Below are 13412 nucleotides of genomic sequence, written 5' to 3'. Positions count from 1 at the left end.
GCTTCTTGGAATGACAACAAAGCCGAGAGTTTACAGCTATTTACGCTTTTCGGACCCAAAACAAGCGGCCGGGAGCAGCGCGGACCGCCAAATGGAGTATGCGAACCGCTGGGCGGCTGAGCGCGGGATGCAACTCGACGAGACCCTCTCTCTCCGCGACGAGGGGCTGTCAGCCTACCACCAGAAGCACGTAAAGCAAGGGGCCTTAGGCGTATTCTTGCTCGCGGTCGACGAGGGCCGAATTCTGCCGGGCTCAGTACTGGTCGTCGAGGGTCTGGACCGACTGAGCCGCGCCGAACCGATCCAGGCGCAGGCCCAGCTCGCGCAGATCGTCAACGCCGGCATCACGGTTGTGACCGCCAGCGACGGACGGGAGTACAACCGGGAACGGCTGAAGGCTCAGCCGATGGACCTAGTCTACAGCCTGCTCGTCATGATCCGCGCGCACGAGGAGTCCGACACTAAAAGCAAACGGGTGAAGGCCGCCATCCGGCGACAGTGCCAAGGCTGGATCGCCGGCACATGGCGCGGCGCCGTCCGAAATGGCAAGGATCCACATTGGACGCGTCTCGCCGAGAATAACCGGTTCGAACTCGTGCCGGAGCGCGCCGTCGCCGTCCGCACGATGATCGACATGTTCAAACAAGGGCACGGAGCGGTCCAGACCATCCGGGAACTGACGAATCGCAATCTCTCCATCACAAACGGCGGGAACCAGTCCCAGCACATCTACAAGATCATCCGGAACCGCGCGCTTCTGGGTGAGAAAACGCTCGAGGTGGACGGCGAAGCCTACCGGCTCGAAGGCTACTATCCGCCGCTTCTCAGCGAGAACGAATTCGCCGAACTGCAGCACTTGGCCGAACAGCGCGGCCGCCGCAAGGGTAAGGGCGAGATCCCGGGTATCGTCACCGGCCTGGGCATTACATACTGTGGCTACTGCGGCACGGCCGTCATCGGCCAGAACCTGATGACCCGGAAGCGAAAGGAGAACGGACACCCCCAAGACGGCCATCGGCGCCTGATCTGCGTAGGCTACAGCCACAATCAGGGATGCAAGGTCGGCGGAAGCTGCAGCGTGGTTCCGGTCGAGCGTGCAGTTATGAACTTCTGTGCCGATCAGATGAATCTGACCCGCCTGCTCGAGGGCGACGACGGGTCGACCGCGTTGGCCGGCCGCTTGGCGCAAGGCCGACAGAGCGTCAAAGATCTCGAGGCGCAGATTACACGCATCACGGACGCCATGTTGGCAGACAGCGACGCTCCCCCCGTAGCGTTCGCGAAGAAGGCAAGAGAGCTTGAGGCGCTGCTCGCCGCCAAGCAGAAGGAGATTGAGGCGCTTGAGCACGAGCTGGCAGCGAGCGCTAATAACACCACGCCGGCCGCAGCGGAGGCTTGGGCGGACCTCGTGCAAGGTGTAGAAGAACTCGACTACGAGGCGCGCACTCAGGCCAGACAACTCGTCGCCGACACGTTCAGCAAGATCGTCGTTTTCCGAAAGGGTTTCGACCTAACCAACAACCCCGACGACACGATCGACCTGCTTTTGATAGCCAAGCACGGCAATACGCGCATGCTGCGGATTGACCGCCGCACAGGCGCATGGAATGCGGCCGAGGATTTGGACTTATCCGGCGACATACCACTTCCAAACACCTCGATCGGCGTCTGAGACCTCTATTTCGCCCCAGCCGTCAACGCACGGAATCCGAGGTACGGGTCAGTTTCATCGAGCGCCGCACGGCCGACCTGTCACTCAACGGTGTCAAGGAGCGGTCAATGCGATAACGAGCGCACTTTCGGTCCAGAAACGACAGATGGCCCCGGCGAGGGGCCATCTGTCCCGGCCCAGCTTTATGTCGCTGGACAGGATATGCTAACCTACAGCTAATAGTAGTCAATCGGTCTGACGACGGACCGATACTGAATGCTTCAGTGACTCATTGCCACGAAGACGTACAGTGAGCCGATGCACAAATAGTGGCCTGCGAGAAGCCAGTATAAGTTTGCAGCAGTCATGTGCCCTCCATAAAAAGTGGGTACGTGATTCGAAGGGGCCCGCCCGAATCTTTCCACGGACGTGGGCGAAGTCCCTTCCCCATTCGAAACGGCGCTAACGACGGCGCCGTTTCCTTTTGAGCTCCAACCATGCTCAATAGCCAGCTTACCTGTTTTCAACCCTCATTTTGAAAGTGGCAGCGCACGTCAGCCGCAATCCGGCTGCTGACGCACGCAGACCGGATCATAAGATGCTGACGGCAACTCCACTTTCAGTCACAAGTTCGCTAAGATCGCGACCCACGGTATGCACCGACGAGGCCTTCTTCAGATATTCGGACACGATCTCCGCGAGGCGGCCGAAGAACGACACGCGGTGCCATTCGGTGGCTTCCTTCATTTCACCGGACGCTTTGTCCTTGTACCGGTCCGTCGTTGCAAGGCGGATATTCGCCACTGCGTCGCCGCTCGGAAGATAACGGACTTCCAGATCGGCTCCGAGATTGCCGACGAGAATGACCTTGTTCACGGATACCATGAGTTTCTCTTCACTCTATTGCAAGTAGCGCAGCAGCACGCCCGTTTGAACTATTGTTCCCATACGCTTTGCGCGGCGGCTGTTTCATCTTTGCGGCGATTATAAGCCAGCATAAGACGAGCCCCGAGCAAGTGAAAAAGACCGCGCTCTGGCCATCCACTTCAGCAGCCAGCCGCCGATCATGCCGCCCAGCGCAAGACCGATGGACTGCGTGGTGTTGTAGACGCCGGCGGCCGCGCCCTTGCGGGTGCCCGGCGCCAGTTTCGACAACAGCGAACGCTGCGACGCCTCCAGAATATTGAAGCCGAGAAAGTAGACAAACAGGATCGCCGCCACACTCAGAATCGTATGCGGAGCGACGCCCAATAACAACTGTCCGATCAGGATAAGAGCAATGGCGGAGAGCAGCACGATTTTCATTTTTCCGCGCTTTTCGGCGGCGATGATCGCGGGCACCATCATCACGAACGACAGCCCCATGACCGGCAAATACACCTTCCAGTGCGACGCGACCGGCAGACCGCCGGCTTCCAGAATGCGCGGCACGACGAGGAACAACGCGGTCTGAGTAGCGTGCAGCACGAGCACGCCGAAGTTCAGGCGCAGCAGCTCGACGTTGTGCAGCACTTCGGCAAACGGCGCACGCACATGCACGGGCTTCGGTGCATCGGGCACCACCCACAGCACGACGCCGACAGCCACGATCGAGAAGATGCCCACCAGCGTGAACAGGCCGCTCATGCCCACCCAATGGAACACGATCGGTGCGCCCACAATCGCCACCGCGAACGAAATGCCGATGCTGCCACCGACCATCGCCATGGCCTTCGTGCGATGCTCCTCGGCGGTGAGATCGGCAATGAACGCGATGACCGCGGATGACACCGAGCCCATCCCATGAATCACCGGACGTGGATCATCGTTGGCCGTGTTCCTTGGGATCGCTTTCGCGCGGATCAAGAACGCGGGCATGATCATGGACAGATTGAGCATGCAAAACGCCAAGATCGGGACGGCCAGCCCAGCAACCCGTGTCAAGATTTTACGAATCAAGCCGATAACCCAGCAATGACAAACGAACCTACCGATGCCGACATCCTGACTGCGGTCATGAACGCCTTCGGCCACACCCCGGATACCGTCGACGGAAAAGCGGCGCAGATCAATCTCGCATTGTCGGCTGGCGATTCAGTAATGGCGGCCGCCGTCGTCTTCGATCAAGCCAAGGACTGCCAAGTCCCCAAGACCATTCATGATCCTCTGGCCGACGACGTGTTTCCCTACCCTGACCTAGCGCCTTTCGGAAATCACGGCCTGCGGCAATTCATGGAGGCGCTGCGGCATCTCGGGATGCATCTTGTTGTGAAGCCAGTGGAGTAAAGCGGAAAGCGAGCCGCCCTGACGACCGGAGAGTTCACGCTGCTACTTTGCTGGTTTTGGACAGGGCGTCAACTGCATGGCGCGCGTCGCGCGTGGCCGCGATGCGCTCGAGCGCGGCCACGAGTATCGGGAATGCATTCCAGCGTCGCGCGAGCTCGGCGGCGTCCTTTGCATCGCTCGAGATGTCGGCGCCCGGCTCGCAGCACAGCACATGGTGTGGGCCGATCTGTGCGAACGCGCGCCCCTTGTGGGGGCTCCAGTCGGCGCGCGCGACGGCGAATAGTGTGCGTGCCTTCATCAGCAGGCCTGCCGCCGCAGGAAGAAGGCCAAGCCGTTCGGTTCGACAGGAGGCCACGGCTCGCCATGCAGCATCCCGAACTCGTCACGAACCTCCTCGACGAACTCGATCAACGCCGTTTTCCACAGCTTGTCACCGCCGACAACGCAGCCGTCGATCACATTCCAATACTCGCCGTTAAACACTACCGGGTAGGAAAGGACCGTCCCGATCTGGGCCTCCATGTCGCTGTCGTCCGATTCGAACGCCGTCCACGCGGCGCGGGCATGGTCAGCGGTAATCGCGAGACGTTTTCTTTGGCGCAGGATGATCGTTTTCGCGCGGATGATCGTGGCGACCGAGTTGTGCACGATCGCAGAGGAGACATAGAGGGTTGAGCTCATGCGGCACCCTGCACAGTCGCCAGCGTTACGGTGGACCCAAAAGGCAGAAGTTGCGCGCCGCGCTCATCACGTTCATCGCAATCAGCGAATGGGACGACTGCGCGGGTACCGTCCTGCGCGCGAAAACGTAGCACATACGGTCGATTGATAGAGGGAAATGGGATGACGACGGCGAGACGTTGAGCGGGCATGTTGCCCTCCTTGCGGTTCGTTCAATTCGCCCCTTGTTCAGAGGGGCGGCCAGGTACTTGAACACGGCCGCAAGACCGCCCGCAACTTTCCCCCGAAGGGTCTTGTATCGCTGCGCGCTACCCGGCCATAGACGAGAAACCTATGGACGTAAAAAAACCACGGATATCGGACGTGGATGGCCGCTTGCGGATTGGTGTGTTCAGCACCGTGATCGCACTGTAGCGTACGGGGTTTACCCCCGTCAAGGGCATTTCGCTAGATCGATGAACTGCGGCGTGGCCCATGTTGGCGGCGCCGTCGCAAATCGGCCATATACGGTCTCTCGGAGGTTTGCCGATATCCGCAGATCGCTAAAGGCTCGTCGACTAAGGCCGTTCCGCCTGCGATCAAGCGATTTGATAGCAGCCGTTCAGCCGTTCTTTCATTAGCTGCTTTCCCATGCTTAACTGAGAGAAGAAGAGTGGGAGGGGTTATGGCAAAGATCTTGGTGGCCATGTGCATCTGCTTCGCGTATTCCGGCTCTTCGTTCGGAGCAGGTTTTTTGGCAGACATTGTAAAACAGGATCGCACAGTCGCGGACGAGGTAGATAAGGCGAATTCACAGATGGGAAATCCCGTCGACGGCGACGTCGCGAGAGCCATCGATAGCGTCATACCCGGTACGGAACGGGACTTGGGCGCACTTTGGGGAAAGGAAGGCCCGCAAGTGACAGGGATGCCGATCACGGGTGTACCTAAGTGCTGCCCCAAAAAATAGCGCCGTCATCATTGTGGTACCGATCTGAGTTGCTGGCCGTCGGGCCCTCCTGCGTCGATCAGTGAGTTCGCGCTGCGAACAATGCGAACGAGACGGTTCCTATGACGCCAAGGCAAAAGGCCGCCGCAGCGCAAAGCGTCACTCCGTCGGAAAGCCGCTGCCAACCGCTCGGTCGATTGCACTTCTCATCAAAGCGAAGGAGGTACCTTTCGGCGAGAGCTATCTGGTCGAATAGAGCTCGCTGTGAGAGCAAGAATGACGCGATCACTAACAAGATCGACAGAGTAAAACCTCCCCACGAACTCTGAAGCAGTAGCCGTCCTGTGAAGTCGGTGCGAGTAAGCGCTTCTTTAAAAATGGTGATCGAAAGACCCAAGCCCGCGTTTGCGTACGTCAGGATCGCCTTATCGAAGCTCTCAGCGTTTGAAAGATGGCGTTTATCGATTTCGGTGCGATAGGCATTAAATATTACCGTTCGGGCCGCTATGTCTTCCGGACCTGGCTCGCATAGCTCGCCATCGTTTACAAACACAGTCCGCTTCGGATCACCGATGTGCTTTTTCACCGTAAGCTCCTAGATCGAGCGCTGACGAAAGCGAATTTTTCGAGTCTAGGCTGATCAAGCTCGGTTGTGAAATCGCTGCGATCAGCATCATCGAACGGTAGCGACATCAAACCCGCGGACTTCCGGTTGCAGCTCACTGCTACGGCATATCCAAGGTACACTCAGCTGTACCCGCACATCCGGTAGCGGCCGTACGAACACCCGATGCTCACCGTCGGTTTTGGGTCGGTTCGCGACGATCACCAGTTTCCGAAGTGGTGTTGCTGTGTGCACTTCGTCAGCAGAGAACGCGGCGCCGGCCGCCGTCGCCTGAGCGCGTTTGTGCGCGATCGCTTCCGGATTCTCGCCGGAACACCGTTCGGCCATCATCCTCGCCGCGTTGGCGCGCGCCATCTTCAGGCTGTACATGCTCGGGGTGCCTGCCCGCTCCCCGACATGCGGCCCCGGGCGGGCACGAACGCAGGCGATGCCGGCGACGCTTGCCGCAGCGCTTACGATCAGTGAGGCGCGTCGCCATCGCAGTACTCGCTAGGGCTAGCGATATCGACCAGAGCTAGCGTCAGCATACCGGCCCTCATTCAGCCGCCGCCGCGAGAGAGTTCCGAGTCCACTCATTGACGAAGCGATGCAGGTCCACTGGCCGCAGCGCGTTGCGATACGGCATGCGATTCGCGCCGAGCTCGCGGGCTTCGCGCATCTCGAGCGCCGTGCGTCGCGCGTGATCGAGCGTCATCGTTCCCGCTTCGCCGACGTATTGGGGATCGGCGCCGTCACGCAATTCATAGCGCCGGCCGCGTTCGGTGATGACCAGCCACAGGCCGGCGCCGTCGAGATATACGCCGGTGTCGGCAGCGTTGACGAAGTCTTGGGAAAGGAGGCCGCGAAGGCGCAACAAGGTGCTGCTCATGGGTCTAGCCCTTGGTAATGGCACAGACCCACTTTGCGATCACGACTAAAACGCCGGCGCACGGCGTTGTGCAGCGGCGACGCTCGCCGGCCAACAAACGAGCGTTACGCCTCCAGCGAAAACAGTCCAGAAACTGTGTAAATAAACCGTTGCGGGCCGAATCATTTACAGATAGATTCATGTCCACGTTAGATTTACAGAGGAAGCGCAGAGATGCCCCGTGTATTCGCATACTGCCGCGTCTCGACCGCCGAGCAGGCCACCGCGAACCAGGTGCTCGAGATCAAGAAAGCCGGTTTCGATATCCACCCTAAGCGCGTGATCGAGGAGACTATCTCCGGATCCACGCCGGCCGCCGATCGCCCTCTGTTCTCGAAGTTGCTCGACAAGCTCGACGACGACGCCGAGCTCGTTGTGACTAAGCTGGATAGATTGGGTCGCGACACAGCCGACGTGCTCGAGACCATCAAGCGCATTGCCGCGATCGGCGCGAAACTGCATTGCCTGGCGCTTGAAGGTGTCGATCTCGCCAGCTCAGCTGGCAAGCTTCATCTCACGATTCTGGCGGCCGTCGCACAGTTCGAGCGCGACGTTCTGCGCGAGCGCACGTATGCAGGCCTCGCGCGCGCTCGCGCAGAAGGCCGGGTAGGTGGACGTAAGGACGTGCTCGAGGGGATCGCCAAGAAGCGCAGGGTCACGCTCGACGAGCTGCGCGCCGAGATCCGGGCGAAGATAGCCGCCGGCGGAACATCGCGCGGATTGGCGAAGGAATACGGCGTGTCGCACACGACGATCAGCAAGGCATCCAGGTAACGCACCGCGCCGACGGAACCAGAACCACACCACGGAGACCAGACCATGAAGCACATCCCGAAACTGATTTTTGCAGCCGCCATCGCCACTTTCATCGACGCGCTTTACGTTATGCAGTCGTCAACCATCTATCAATCCGGCGTGACCGCCGCAGGTATCGTCGAGTTTTCGGCCTGTCTTTTCATCGCCTCGATCGCCGCTAAGTATCTGTTCTGCAGGACGTCCGCGTGAGCACCGTCTACGCCAAGGAAGGCATCCTTCACAGCCCGGAGCGCACCGCGATCGCGGCCAAGATGATCATTGTGCGCAGGCGCAGGCGGAAACAGGTGACCGCGCTCGAGGCGCGTCGTGCATTTAGTGCGGTAGAGTCCGACGACGATGACCTCGAGGCGCAGATCGGCACGATCCTTAGCTATCCGCGCGTCTTCGGCCGCCAGTACTGGACCGTCATACGCGGCGTCTCGATCGGCCCTGTGCTTTGGCGCGACGCACTGGAGGCATTCGTGCGTCAGACGCGCGAAAAGAACGGTGCGCTTCGCAATGAGCCGCTGCCCGTCTATGCCGAGAACAGCCTGGCTGCATTCCTGCGCGACGCCGCGAAGACCTGATCTTACTGGAGCGGAGTTGAATCTCCCCTTCCCGCGCGACGCGCATCCCGGGTACATGCAACCCTCTGGAGCGCCACGGACGCCCTTGCTGGACAAGGATGAAACCTACGACACATCGATGCCCATGCCACCAAACTATCCACCCCGCGTCGTTGCGCTCCGCACTGAACTGATCAAATCGATTCCTAAGGTGCCCAACACTAAGGCAACGGCGGCGCACATGGGCACCTTAGCCACGAATCACCTGATGTTGATCTACCTCGCGTGGAGGATGCGCTTCGTGCCCGCCAAGCCCCGCAAAGTGGTGGTTTGGTCCGGCGGAGTTGATTCCCATCATTTCGCGGCAATCAGATCACAGGTCCGGCCTCTCGTCGGCAAGGTCGAACGCGGTCAGGACTTGACGCCGCACCTATCCGGCCTCGTCAACACCTTGGGCTTCGCGATGCCCGAGGTATCGGCTGAGAAACGTCGCCGCGAAAAAGACCATGTACTGACTAAGACGGGCTTGCATCACTTTCATGTCGGGGCAGAAACAGGCGCCAACCCACGGGGCCGCAGCGGACGACTTGTGTTCGCCGATGTTAGCGATGACGAGTTCAAAATCATCGCGATCTCTGGCCATGCCGCTTTCAGCATTGGATCAGCCGAATGGACACGGTTATTCAGAATCAGCAACCGGTACATCCAAAGTCAGCTACCGGCTGGAGCGGCGTACATGGCTTTTCCGACCGTCTCATCGGGTCATCATTGGAATTGGTTGTGTACGCCGATCACTGCAACGAAACGATGATGCAAACCGACTCTCGCCTCGACGATCGCGCCTTCGTCGAGCGCCTCTACAGCGACAACAAGGGGGCTGGCGGCCAACCTTTGCTACAGCCGGCGAGGCCGACATTGAAGTGGCATTTCGAAAACCGTGATTTCGGTATGCTCGAGACGAAGACGCAAACGTTCTTTCGAGTTTATTTCTCGCCCCGCTGATCGAGCTATCGAGTCGCGAAGCTATCGGGATCGAGATGGTCGGGGGTCGCAAGACAGCAGTGCGGCCGACTGCTAGCGGTGAGTATACGTCGCCCGAAACACGCTAAGGGAAAGCTGCATGGATGGGTCGAATCACATCCTCGGCCTCGATGCCGTCGATCAACTCATCGAACTCCCGTACAAGATCCTTGGCATAGAAATCGGCATTTTCGATCCTGAATACGAGATCTCGTCTGTTGAAGTCAAACGTGTTCACAGCCGGTTCACCACCCACCATAGATTTTTTTCCACGATGCTGCTGTTTTGCGAATGGCATTCGTACTTTTGATAGCCGCTGATTGAATGCCGCGATGCGAGCCGAGACTCCGCTAGAGAAGCAAGACCTAGCCTCCTTCATTGTGCGGGTGACCTCATAGGTCCCTAAAACCCATAGCCAAAACTGGCCGTACGTATCTAAGTGATCCTCGCCGTCGAAAAGACGCTCGGGTTCCTTCGACATAAGCTGATTGGCCGACTGTACAAACTGGTCTCCCAATTTTCGGAGCAACCGTACTTGCATGACCGAATAGATCGAGAAACCAAGCAAGGGGCATGATTGGTAAGGGTGTTCGGTCGCAGGCAACGTTTCCATTTTTTTCATCACGCTACAGAGCAGCTTGGGATGATGCCACACGAGTGCGCCGTCGCACCGACCGTCCACCTCTCGCGACGAATAACCGATTGCGATTTCCTTTGAGCGCCTCGAGCTGGCGAAGTCGGCCCTTCGCCGCTATATCGGTTTGCACACTGCCGTCGACGGCGCCCATCTTGGCTTAACGCCTGCAGAGTCCGAATCATGAGTCAACGCCGTCTAGTCCGCGAACAGGTCAGCCATGTAGAAAGGCGTTGTCATGGGAACCGATACAACGGCAGTCGGCGGCAGAGCACCGACCGCGCGTAATAGCCCAGCAGTGACTCTACCCACGCGGACCTCTCGACGCTGCTGTTGCCATTGGCCCTTCGGAGCACGCCGCGACGTCGTCGGCGCACACACCTGTGCGTCGTGCTCAAGCTGGGCGACTGCATCGCGTAGTACCTGTAACGGGTCGACATCTGCCGCCGGATGCCCCTGGACAGCATCGATCGCCGCCGGCACTGGCACGACCATATCCGCCGCAGGACTCGCCACGATCGGCACGACGGTGTGTTCCTGCACGCTGTCGGCGACGGCAGCAATATCCGCCACTTCGACCGTGTTGCCGATCGCCCGGTCATACAAATCATCGTCGAGTAGCCAGTCCATCGCCGCCGGCGCGTGCCAGCCGAATTGAGGTGTGCGCTCCTCATCTCGCAGCACAGCCACGATCAACTCAACCGTATCGACGGTTTCAGAGAGTGCGCGAGTCTTGACGACGCCGCCGGCCCGATATGTGATGGCGCGCTGATCGAGGCGTGCCAACTTACGCGGTGCTGTGCCCTTAGAATTCTTGCCGATCCGGAGCTCTCGAGCACGGTTGTAGCAGCTGATGCACAGATGCTTGCCGATCAGACGCGGTACGCCCGTATGGCAGCGCCCACAGATCGTCATCCCCTGGAGTTGCGAGGGATTATGATCTACCCGACCAGCGTGCGCCGCGCCGCTAGAACAACGGCGGCACGTATGAAAGCGATCGGCGTCGACATCTGTACTATTCGCCTTCTCCCAACGGGCGCCGCACGAGGATACCGACATCGTCGCCCTCAAGCGATCGCACGCGAAGTGGCGAACACCTGGCAATAATCCGCCGTCGAGCTCGAAGTACAACGGCAGATCCACACGGTGCACAGTGGCGTCGCGCGTGTTGGCCGCATCGTATTGCTCATCGTCGGGCGCAACCGGATCCGGCGCCGGGCGTGTTACGTCGTCGCCCGCACCCAGCCTGTAGATCGCCGCCGTGTACGCCCCGTATCCGCACACGTGCACTTCACCCTCCTCGCGCGCGCGGGCGATCGCTTTAGCGGCGGAGTTGTACGACACGGCGAGACGATCGGCGAGTGCCACCACAGTGAAGTCGGCGCTCCGGAGCATCTCGAGAATGCGCGTGCGGATGACAGGATTAGCCATGAAAACCCCTGCGCAAAGCGCTTTACGTTGGATGCAATCTAATCGGCGCACGCCTTCAGGCCCGGCAGCAGGCACCACCAGAAAATCCTACCCAGCCGAGCGCACCGCTTCGAGCAGATCCGGATGAAGAGCTCGGCCGCGCCGGTAAGCCACCGTCGCACGCAGGACGTCATCGCATGATATTTGCCCACGCATAAACGCGGTGATCACCCGATCGATCTCGGACCACTGGCACGGCTTCTCGCCAGACGCATGCTGCTCGAGTAGGTGCGGCAAAGGCTAATCGAAGATAGCTCGCAAGTAGCCCGCACGATCGTCGCTCACCCCTCCTCCGACGCCGCCGAAACCACGCACGCGATCAGGTCAGGGGGTAGCGGCCGGCCGCACATGTACGCATCCGAGGCGCGGGAAGCATCGCGCGCCGTGACGCGTCCGTCGTGCAACGCTTTAACGACCAAGTCGAACATGTGCGACGTGGCCGGGTGACTGATGTTAAATTCGTCGGGCTCGAGCGCCGGCGCAGGCGTGATCGCCTTCACGAACAGCACCGACGCCGTCGCCATGCGCATCGAAGCCAGGGCCGCAGGTGCCGCCGCCGGCGCGGCGCTCTTGCTGCGAAAGATGACACGCCGGCCGCTCATCACGTGTTGCCCGAGCCGAGTTTCTTGATAAGGTACAGCGGCAGGGCACGCTGATCGGAAAGTGCCTTTTCGACGTCGGCGACCTCGTCTGGCGTCATCTCACCCGCGCGCGCCAGGGCTTGGCAGGCTGCGAGCTGGTCAGGAGTCACCGGTCCGTTCAAGTCACGCCCCTGCGCGTGCTGCTTCATCTCTCCGATCAATCGCGCGACGCGCAGCGCGGTGTGCTCGCGGGGCTCGGGGCGATCGACCGGCGCAGTCTTCGCGGGCTTGACGACTTTCTTCTTGCCAAGCTTCACCGCGACTGTCTTCAACGAGCCATCGGCCTGAGCCTTCAGCAGCGCAGTATTCCAGTCGACGATGCGGGACTTGCCGAGCGTGGCCGGACGCACGCGGACTGCCTTACCGGCCGGCGACGTCTTGTCGACGCGACGGCCCCTGAGCGGCGAGTACTCGCCCGTGATCGGATGGGGCATAGCGTCCAGCTCGTCGAGCAACTTCGAAAAATTTTCAGCCATGATTCATTTACCTTTGGTGATTGCCTGCGCCGCGCGGTTTTGCGGGCGCCTCGAGCTGGGTGCGCGCCGCGCGTCGCGCAGGTGACTGCCCAGCGCCTGGAGCGCCGCGCTCATCGGCAGCGCTGGATTCAGGGCATTGCGGCCGTGCGATTGGCGCGCTTTACGTACGTCTTTTGAAGTCATGTCCTTCTCGAAAAAGACCCTCGACGACGGGCGCCGAGGGTTTAAAGCCGCGCGAGTCAGCGCGGCACGGAGTCAATCTTTCGAGCCGATGAGTGGCGCCGGCGTTTTGCGCTTTGCGACCTGCGGCGCTTGGTTGTGCATTAAGCCGAGCAGTGCGACGAGCGCCGCAGAATCACCGGCCAGTGCCTTGGCTATCGCCAGGCGAATCAGCTCTGGCGCCGCCACGCGGATTTCTTTCGCGGCCTGTTTGGTCAGGGTCACCATCGACACCGGCCGACCGCCATCGCGGACGACGTTGTCAGGACCGAACGGCGCGGCGCCGGACATCACAGTTTCCCCAGGCGCACGAGCTCGGAGAGCGCCACGGACGGCTTATATTGATATTTCCGTAAATCATGACAACCGTTGAGCGTCTCAAGCGTTATGTCTCCAGGGCGATCTCGGAGACAAGTTGGCATGGCGCAAAGGCGATTGAGCGAAGCAGCAAAGAAGCGATTGAAGGCGGGTCGGCTGCTGCTGGCGGGCAAGGGCTGCGCCGAGGTGGCGTTGGCTGTGGGCGTGGCTCGGCAG

At 60.2% G+C, this 13412-nt stretch carries 18 protein-coding genes and 3 pseudogenes; 8 read left to right on the top strand and 13 right to left on the bottom strand.

The window, feature by feature from the left end; genetic code table 11:
- The first annotated feature begins 10 nt into the window (after positions 1-10).
- Positions 11-1672 carry a recombinase family protein gene (locus tag C0Z16_RS25175; protein WP_102634782.1) on the top strand — a complete coding sequence of 554 codons (1662 nt, stop codon included), beginning with the start codon at positions 11-13 and terminating at the stop codon, positions 1670-1672.
- 621 nt (positions 1673-2293) lie between these two features.
- Here C0Z16_RS25175 and ssb read toward each other — a convergent pair.
- Positions 2294-2536 (bottom strand): annotated as a pseudogene (gene ssb, locus C0Z16_RS25170) (single-stranded DNA-binding protein); the annotation flags it as partial.
- A gap of 10 nt (positions 2537-2546) precedes the next feature.
- A pseudogene (locus C0Z16_RS25165) lies at positions 2547-3724 on the bottom strand (MFS transporter).
- Between C0Z16_RS25165 and C0Z16_RS25160 the strand changes: the two are divergent.
- Positions 3605-3916 carry a hypothetical protein gene (locus tag C0Z16_RS25160; RefSeq protein WP_102634781.1) on the top strand — a complete coding sequence of 104 codons (312 nt, stop codon included), beginning with the start codon at positions 3605-3607 and terminating at the stop codon, positions 3914-3916. The pseudogene C0Z16_RS25165 and the gene C0Z16_RS25160 sit on opposite strands and share 120 nt — an antisense overlap.
- Positions 3917-3950: 34 nt before the next feature.
- Here the strand turns inward: C0Z16_RS25160 and C0Z16_RS25155 are convergent, their stop codons facing one another.
- The 5 genes from C0Z16_RS25155 to C0Z16_RS25130 all read right to left on the bottom strand — a co-directional run bounded on the left by C0Z16_RS25155 (position 3951) and on the right by C0Z16_RS25130 (position 7018).
- Complete coding sequence (locus C0Z16_RS25155) at positions 3951-4214, bottom strand: hypothetical protein (protein WP_102634780.1); 264 nt, start codon at positions 4212-4214, stop codon at positions 3951-3953.
- Entirely contained in the window at positions 4214-4597 is a 384-nt protein-coding gene (locus C0Z16_RS25150) for a hypothetical protein (protein WP_102634779.1), read from the bottom strand. The genes C0Z16_RS25155 and C0Z16_RS25150 overlap by 1 nt, the downstream gene beginning before the upstream one ends.
- A gap of 1007 nt (positions 4598-5604) precedes the next feature.
- Positions 5605-6111 (bottom strand): hypothetical protein, encoded by a 507-nt coding sequence (locus C0Z16_RS25140; RefSeq protein ID WP_102634777.1) that lies wholly within the window; start codon positions 6109-6111, stop codon positions 5605-5607.
- A gap of 87 nt (positions 6112-6198) precedes the next feature.
- On the bottom strand, positions 6199-6519 hold the full coding sequence (locus tag C0Z16_RS37490; RefSeq protein WP_146014350.1) for a hypothetical protein: 321 nt from the start codon (positions 6517-6519) through the stop codon (positions 6199-6201).
- 166 nt (positions 6520-6685) lie between these two features.
- A complete protein-coding gene (locus tag C0Z16_RS25130; protein WP_102634775.1) occupies positions 6686-7018 on the bottom strand; it encodes an Arm DNA-binding domain-containing protein in 333 nt (110 codons plus the stop codon).
- Between the two features lie 213 nt (positions 7019-7231).
- On the opposite strand from C0Z16_RS25130, the gene C0Z16_RS25125 reads away from it, so the two are divergent.
- From C0Z16_RS25125 to C0Z16_RS25105, 5 genes are all read left to right on the top strand, one after another.
- Complete coding sequence (locus C0Z16_RS25125; RefSeq protein WP_102634774.1) at positions 7232-7831, top strand: recombinase family protein; 600 nt, start codon at positions 7232-7234, stop codon at positions 7829-7831.
- A gap of 45 nt (positions 7832-7876) precedes the next feature.
- A complete protein-coding gene (locus tag C0Z16_RS25120) occupies positions 7877-8062 on the top strand; it encodes a hypothetical protein (protein WP_102634773.1) in 186 nt (61 codons plus the stop codon).
- Entirely contained in the window at positions 8059-8439 is a 381-nt protein-coding gene (locus C0Z16_RS25115; protein ID WP_102634772.1) for a hypothetical protein, read from the top strand. The genes C0Z16_RS25120 and C0Z16_RS25115 overlap by 4 nt, the downstream gene beginning before the upstream one ends.
- Before the next feature lie 85 nt (positions 8440-8524).
- Positions 8525-9229, top strand: coding sequence for a hypothetical protein (locus C0Z16_RS37485; RefSeq protein ID WP_146014349.1), 705 nt, complete (start codon positions 8525-8527; stop codon positions 9227-9229).
- The gene (locus C0Z16_RS25105; RefSeq protein ID WP_158244519.1) at positions 9226-9420 is read left to right on the top strand and encodes a hypothetical protein; all 195 of its coding nucleotides are present in this window, start codon (positions 9226-9228) and stop codon (positions 9418-9420) included. Before C0Z16_RS37485 ends, C0Z16_RS25105 begins: the two co-directional genes overlap by 4 nt.
- A gap of 103 nt (positions 9421-9523) precedes the next feature.
- On the opposite strand, the gene C0Z16_RS25100 is transcribed toward C0Z16_RS25105, so the two are convergent.
- The 6 genes from C0Z16_RS25100 to C0Z16_RS25075 all read right to left on the bottom strand — a co-directional run bounded on the left by C0Z16_RS25100 (position 9524) and on the right by C0Z16_RS25075 (position 13169).
- The gene (locus tag C0Z16_RS25100; protein WP_146014347.1) at positions 9524-10093 is read right to left on the bottom strand and encodes a hypothetical protein; all 570 of its coding nucleotides are present in this window, start codon (positions 10091-10093) and stop codon (positions 9524-9526) included.
- 177 nt (positions 10094-10270) lie between these two features.
- On the bottom strand, positions 10271-11581 hold the full coding sequence (locus C0Z16_RS25095; protein ID WP_146014346.1) for a winged helix-turn-helix domain-containing protein: 1311 nt from the start codon (positions 11579-11581) through the stop codon (positions 10271-10273).
- Between the two features lie 242 nt (positions 11582-11823).
- Complete coding sequence (locus tag C0Z16_RS25090; protein WP_102634767.1) at positions 11824-12144, bottom strand: hypothetical protein; 321 nt, start codon at positions 12142-12144, stop codon at positions 11824-11826.
- Positions 12144-12638, bottom strand: coding sequence for a hypothetical protein (locus C0Z16_RS25085; protein ID WP_146014344.1), 495 nt, complete (start codon positions 12636-12638; stop codon positions 12144-12146). Before C0Z16_RS25085 ends, C0Z16_RS25090 begins: the two co-directional genes overlap by 1 nt.
- 24 nt (positions 12639-12662) lie before the next feature.
- Positions 12663-12842: a hypothetical protein gene (locus C0Z16_RS38410; protein ID WP_102634765.1), complete on the bottom strand. Its 180-nt coding sequence runs from the start codon at positions 12840-12842 to the stop codon at positions 12663-12665.
- Between the two features lie 72 nt (positions 12843-12914).
- Positions 12915-13169: a hypothetical protein gene (locus tag C0Z16_RS25075; protein ID WP_102634764.1), complete on the bottom strand. Its 255-nt coding sequence runs from the start codon at positions 13167-13169 to the stop codon at positions 12915-12917.
- A gap of 129 nt (positions 13170-13298) precedes the next feature.
- Between C0Z16_RS25075 and C0Z16_RS38965 the strand changes: the two are divergent.
- A pseudogene (locus tag C0Z16_RS38965) lies at positions 13299-13412 on the top strand (IS630-like element ISCARN39 family transposase); the annotation flags it as partial.

It is taken from the genome of Paraburkholderia rhynchosiae, assembly GCF_002879865.1.
Taxonomy (GTDB): Bacteria; Pseudomonadota; Gammaproteobacteria; order Burkholderiales; family Burkholderiaceae; genus Paraburkholderia; species Paraburkholderia rhynchosiae.
Note: the sequence above shows the minus strand (reverse complement) of the source record. Positions and strands in the feature narration are given on the sequence as shown.

Coding starts and splice junctions, on each gene's coding strand:
- C0Z16_RS25175 (WP_102634782.1), top strand. CDS start 11: ATGACAACAAAGCCGAGAGTTTACAGCTATTTACGCTTTTCGGACCCA.
- C0Z16_RS37490 (WP_146014350.1), bottom strand. CDS start 6,519: ATGTACAGCCTGAAGATGGCGCGCGCCAACGCGGCGAGGATGATGGCC.
- C0Z16_RS25090 (WP_102634767.1), bottom strand. CDS start 12,144: ATGAGCGGCCGGCGTGTCATCTTTCGCAGCAAGAGCGCCGCGCCGGCG.
- C0Z16_RS25105 (WP_158244519.1), top strand. CDS start 9,226: ATGATGCAAACCGACTCTCGCCTCGACGATCGCGCCTTCGTCGAGCGC.
- C0Z16_RS25155 (WP_102634780.1), bottom strand. CDS start 4,214: ATGAAGGCACGCACACTATTCGCCGTCGCGCGCGCCGACTGGAGCCCC.
- C0Z16_RS25120 (WP_102634773.1), top strand. CDS start 7,877: ATGAAGCACATCCCGAAACTGATTTTTGCAGCCGCCATCGCCACTTTC.
- C0Z16_RS25150 (WP_102634779.1), bottom strand. CDS start 4,597: ATGAGCTCAACCCTCTATGTCTCCTCTGCGATCGTGCACAACTCGGTC.
- C0Z16_RS25130 (WP_102634775.1), bottom strand. CDS start 7,018: ATGAGCAGCACCTTGTTGCGCCTTCGCGGCCTCCTTTCCCAAGACTTC.
- C0Z16_RS25125 (WP_102634774.1), top strand. CDS start 7,232: ATGCCCCGTGTATTCGCATACTGCCGCGTCTCGACCGCCGAGCAGGCC.
- C0Z16_RS25075 (WP_102634764.1), bottom strand. CDS start 13,169: ATGTCCGGCGCCGCGCCGTTCGGTCCTGACAACGTCGTCCGCGATGGC.
- C0Z16_RS38410 (WP_102634765.1), bottom strand. CDS start 12,842: ATGACTTCAAAAGACGTACGTAAAGCGCGCCAATCGCACGGCCGCAAT.
- C0Z16_RS25160 (WP_102634781.1), top strand. CDS start 3,605: ATGACAAACGAACCTACCGATGCCGACATCCTGACTGCGGTCATGAAC.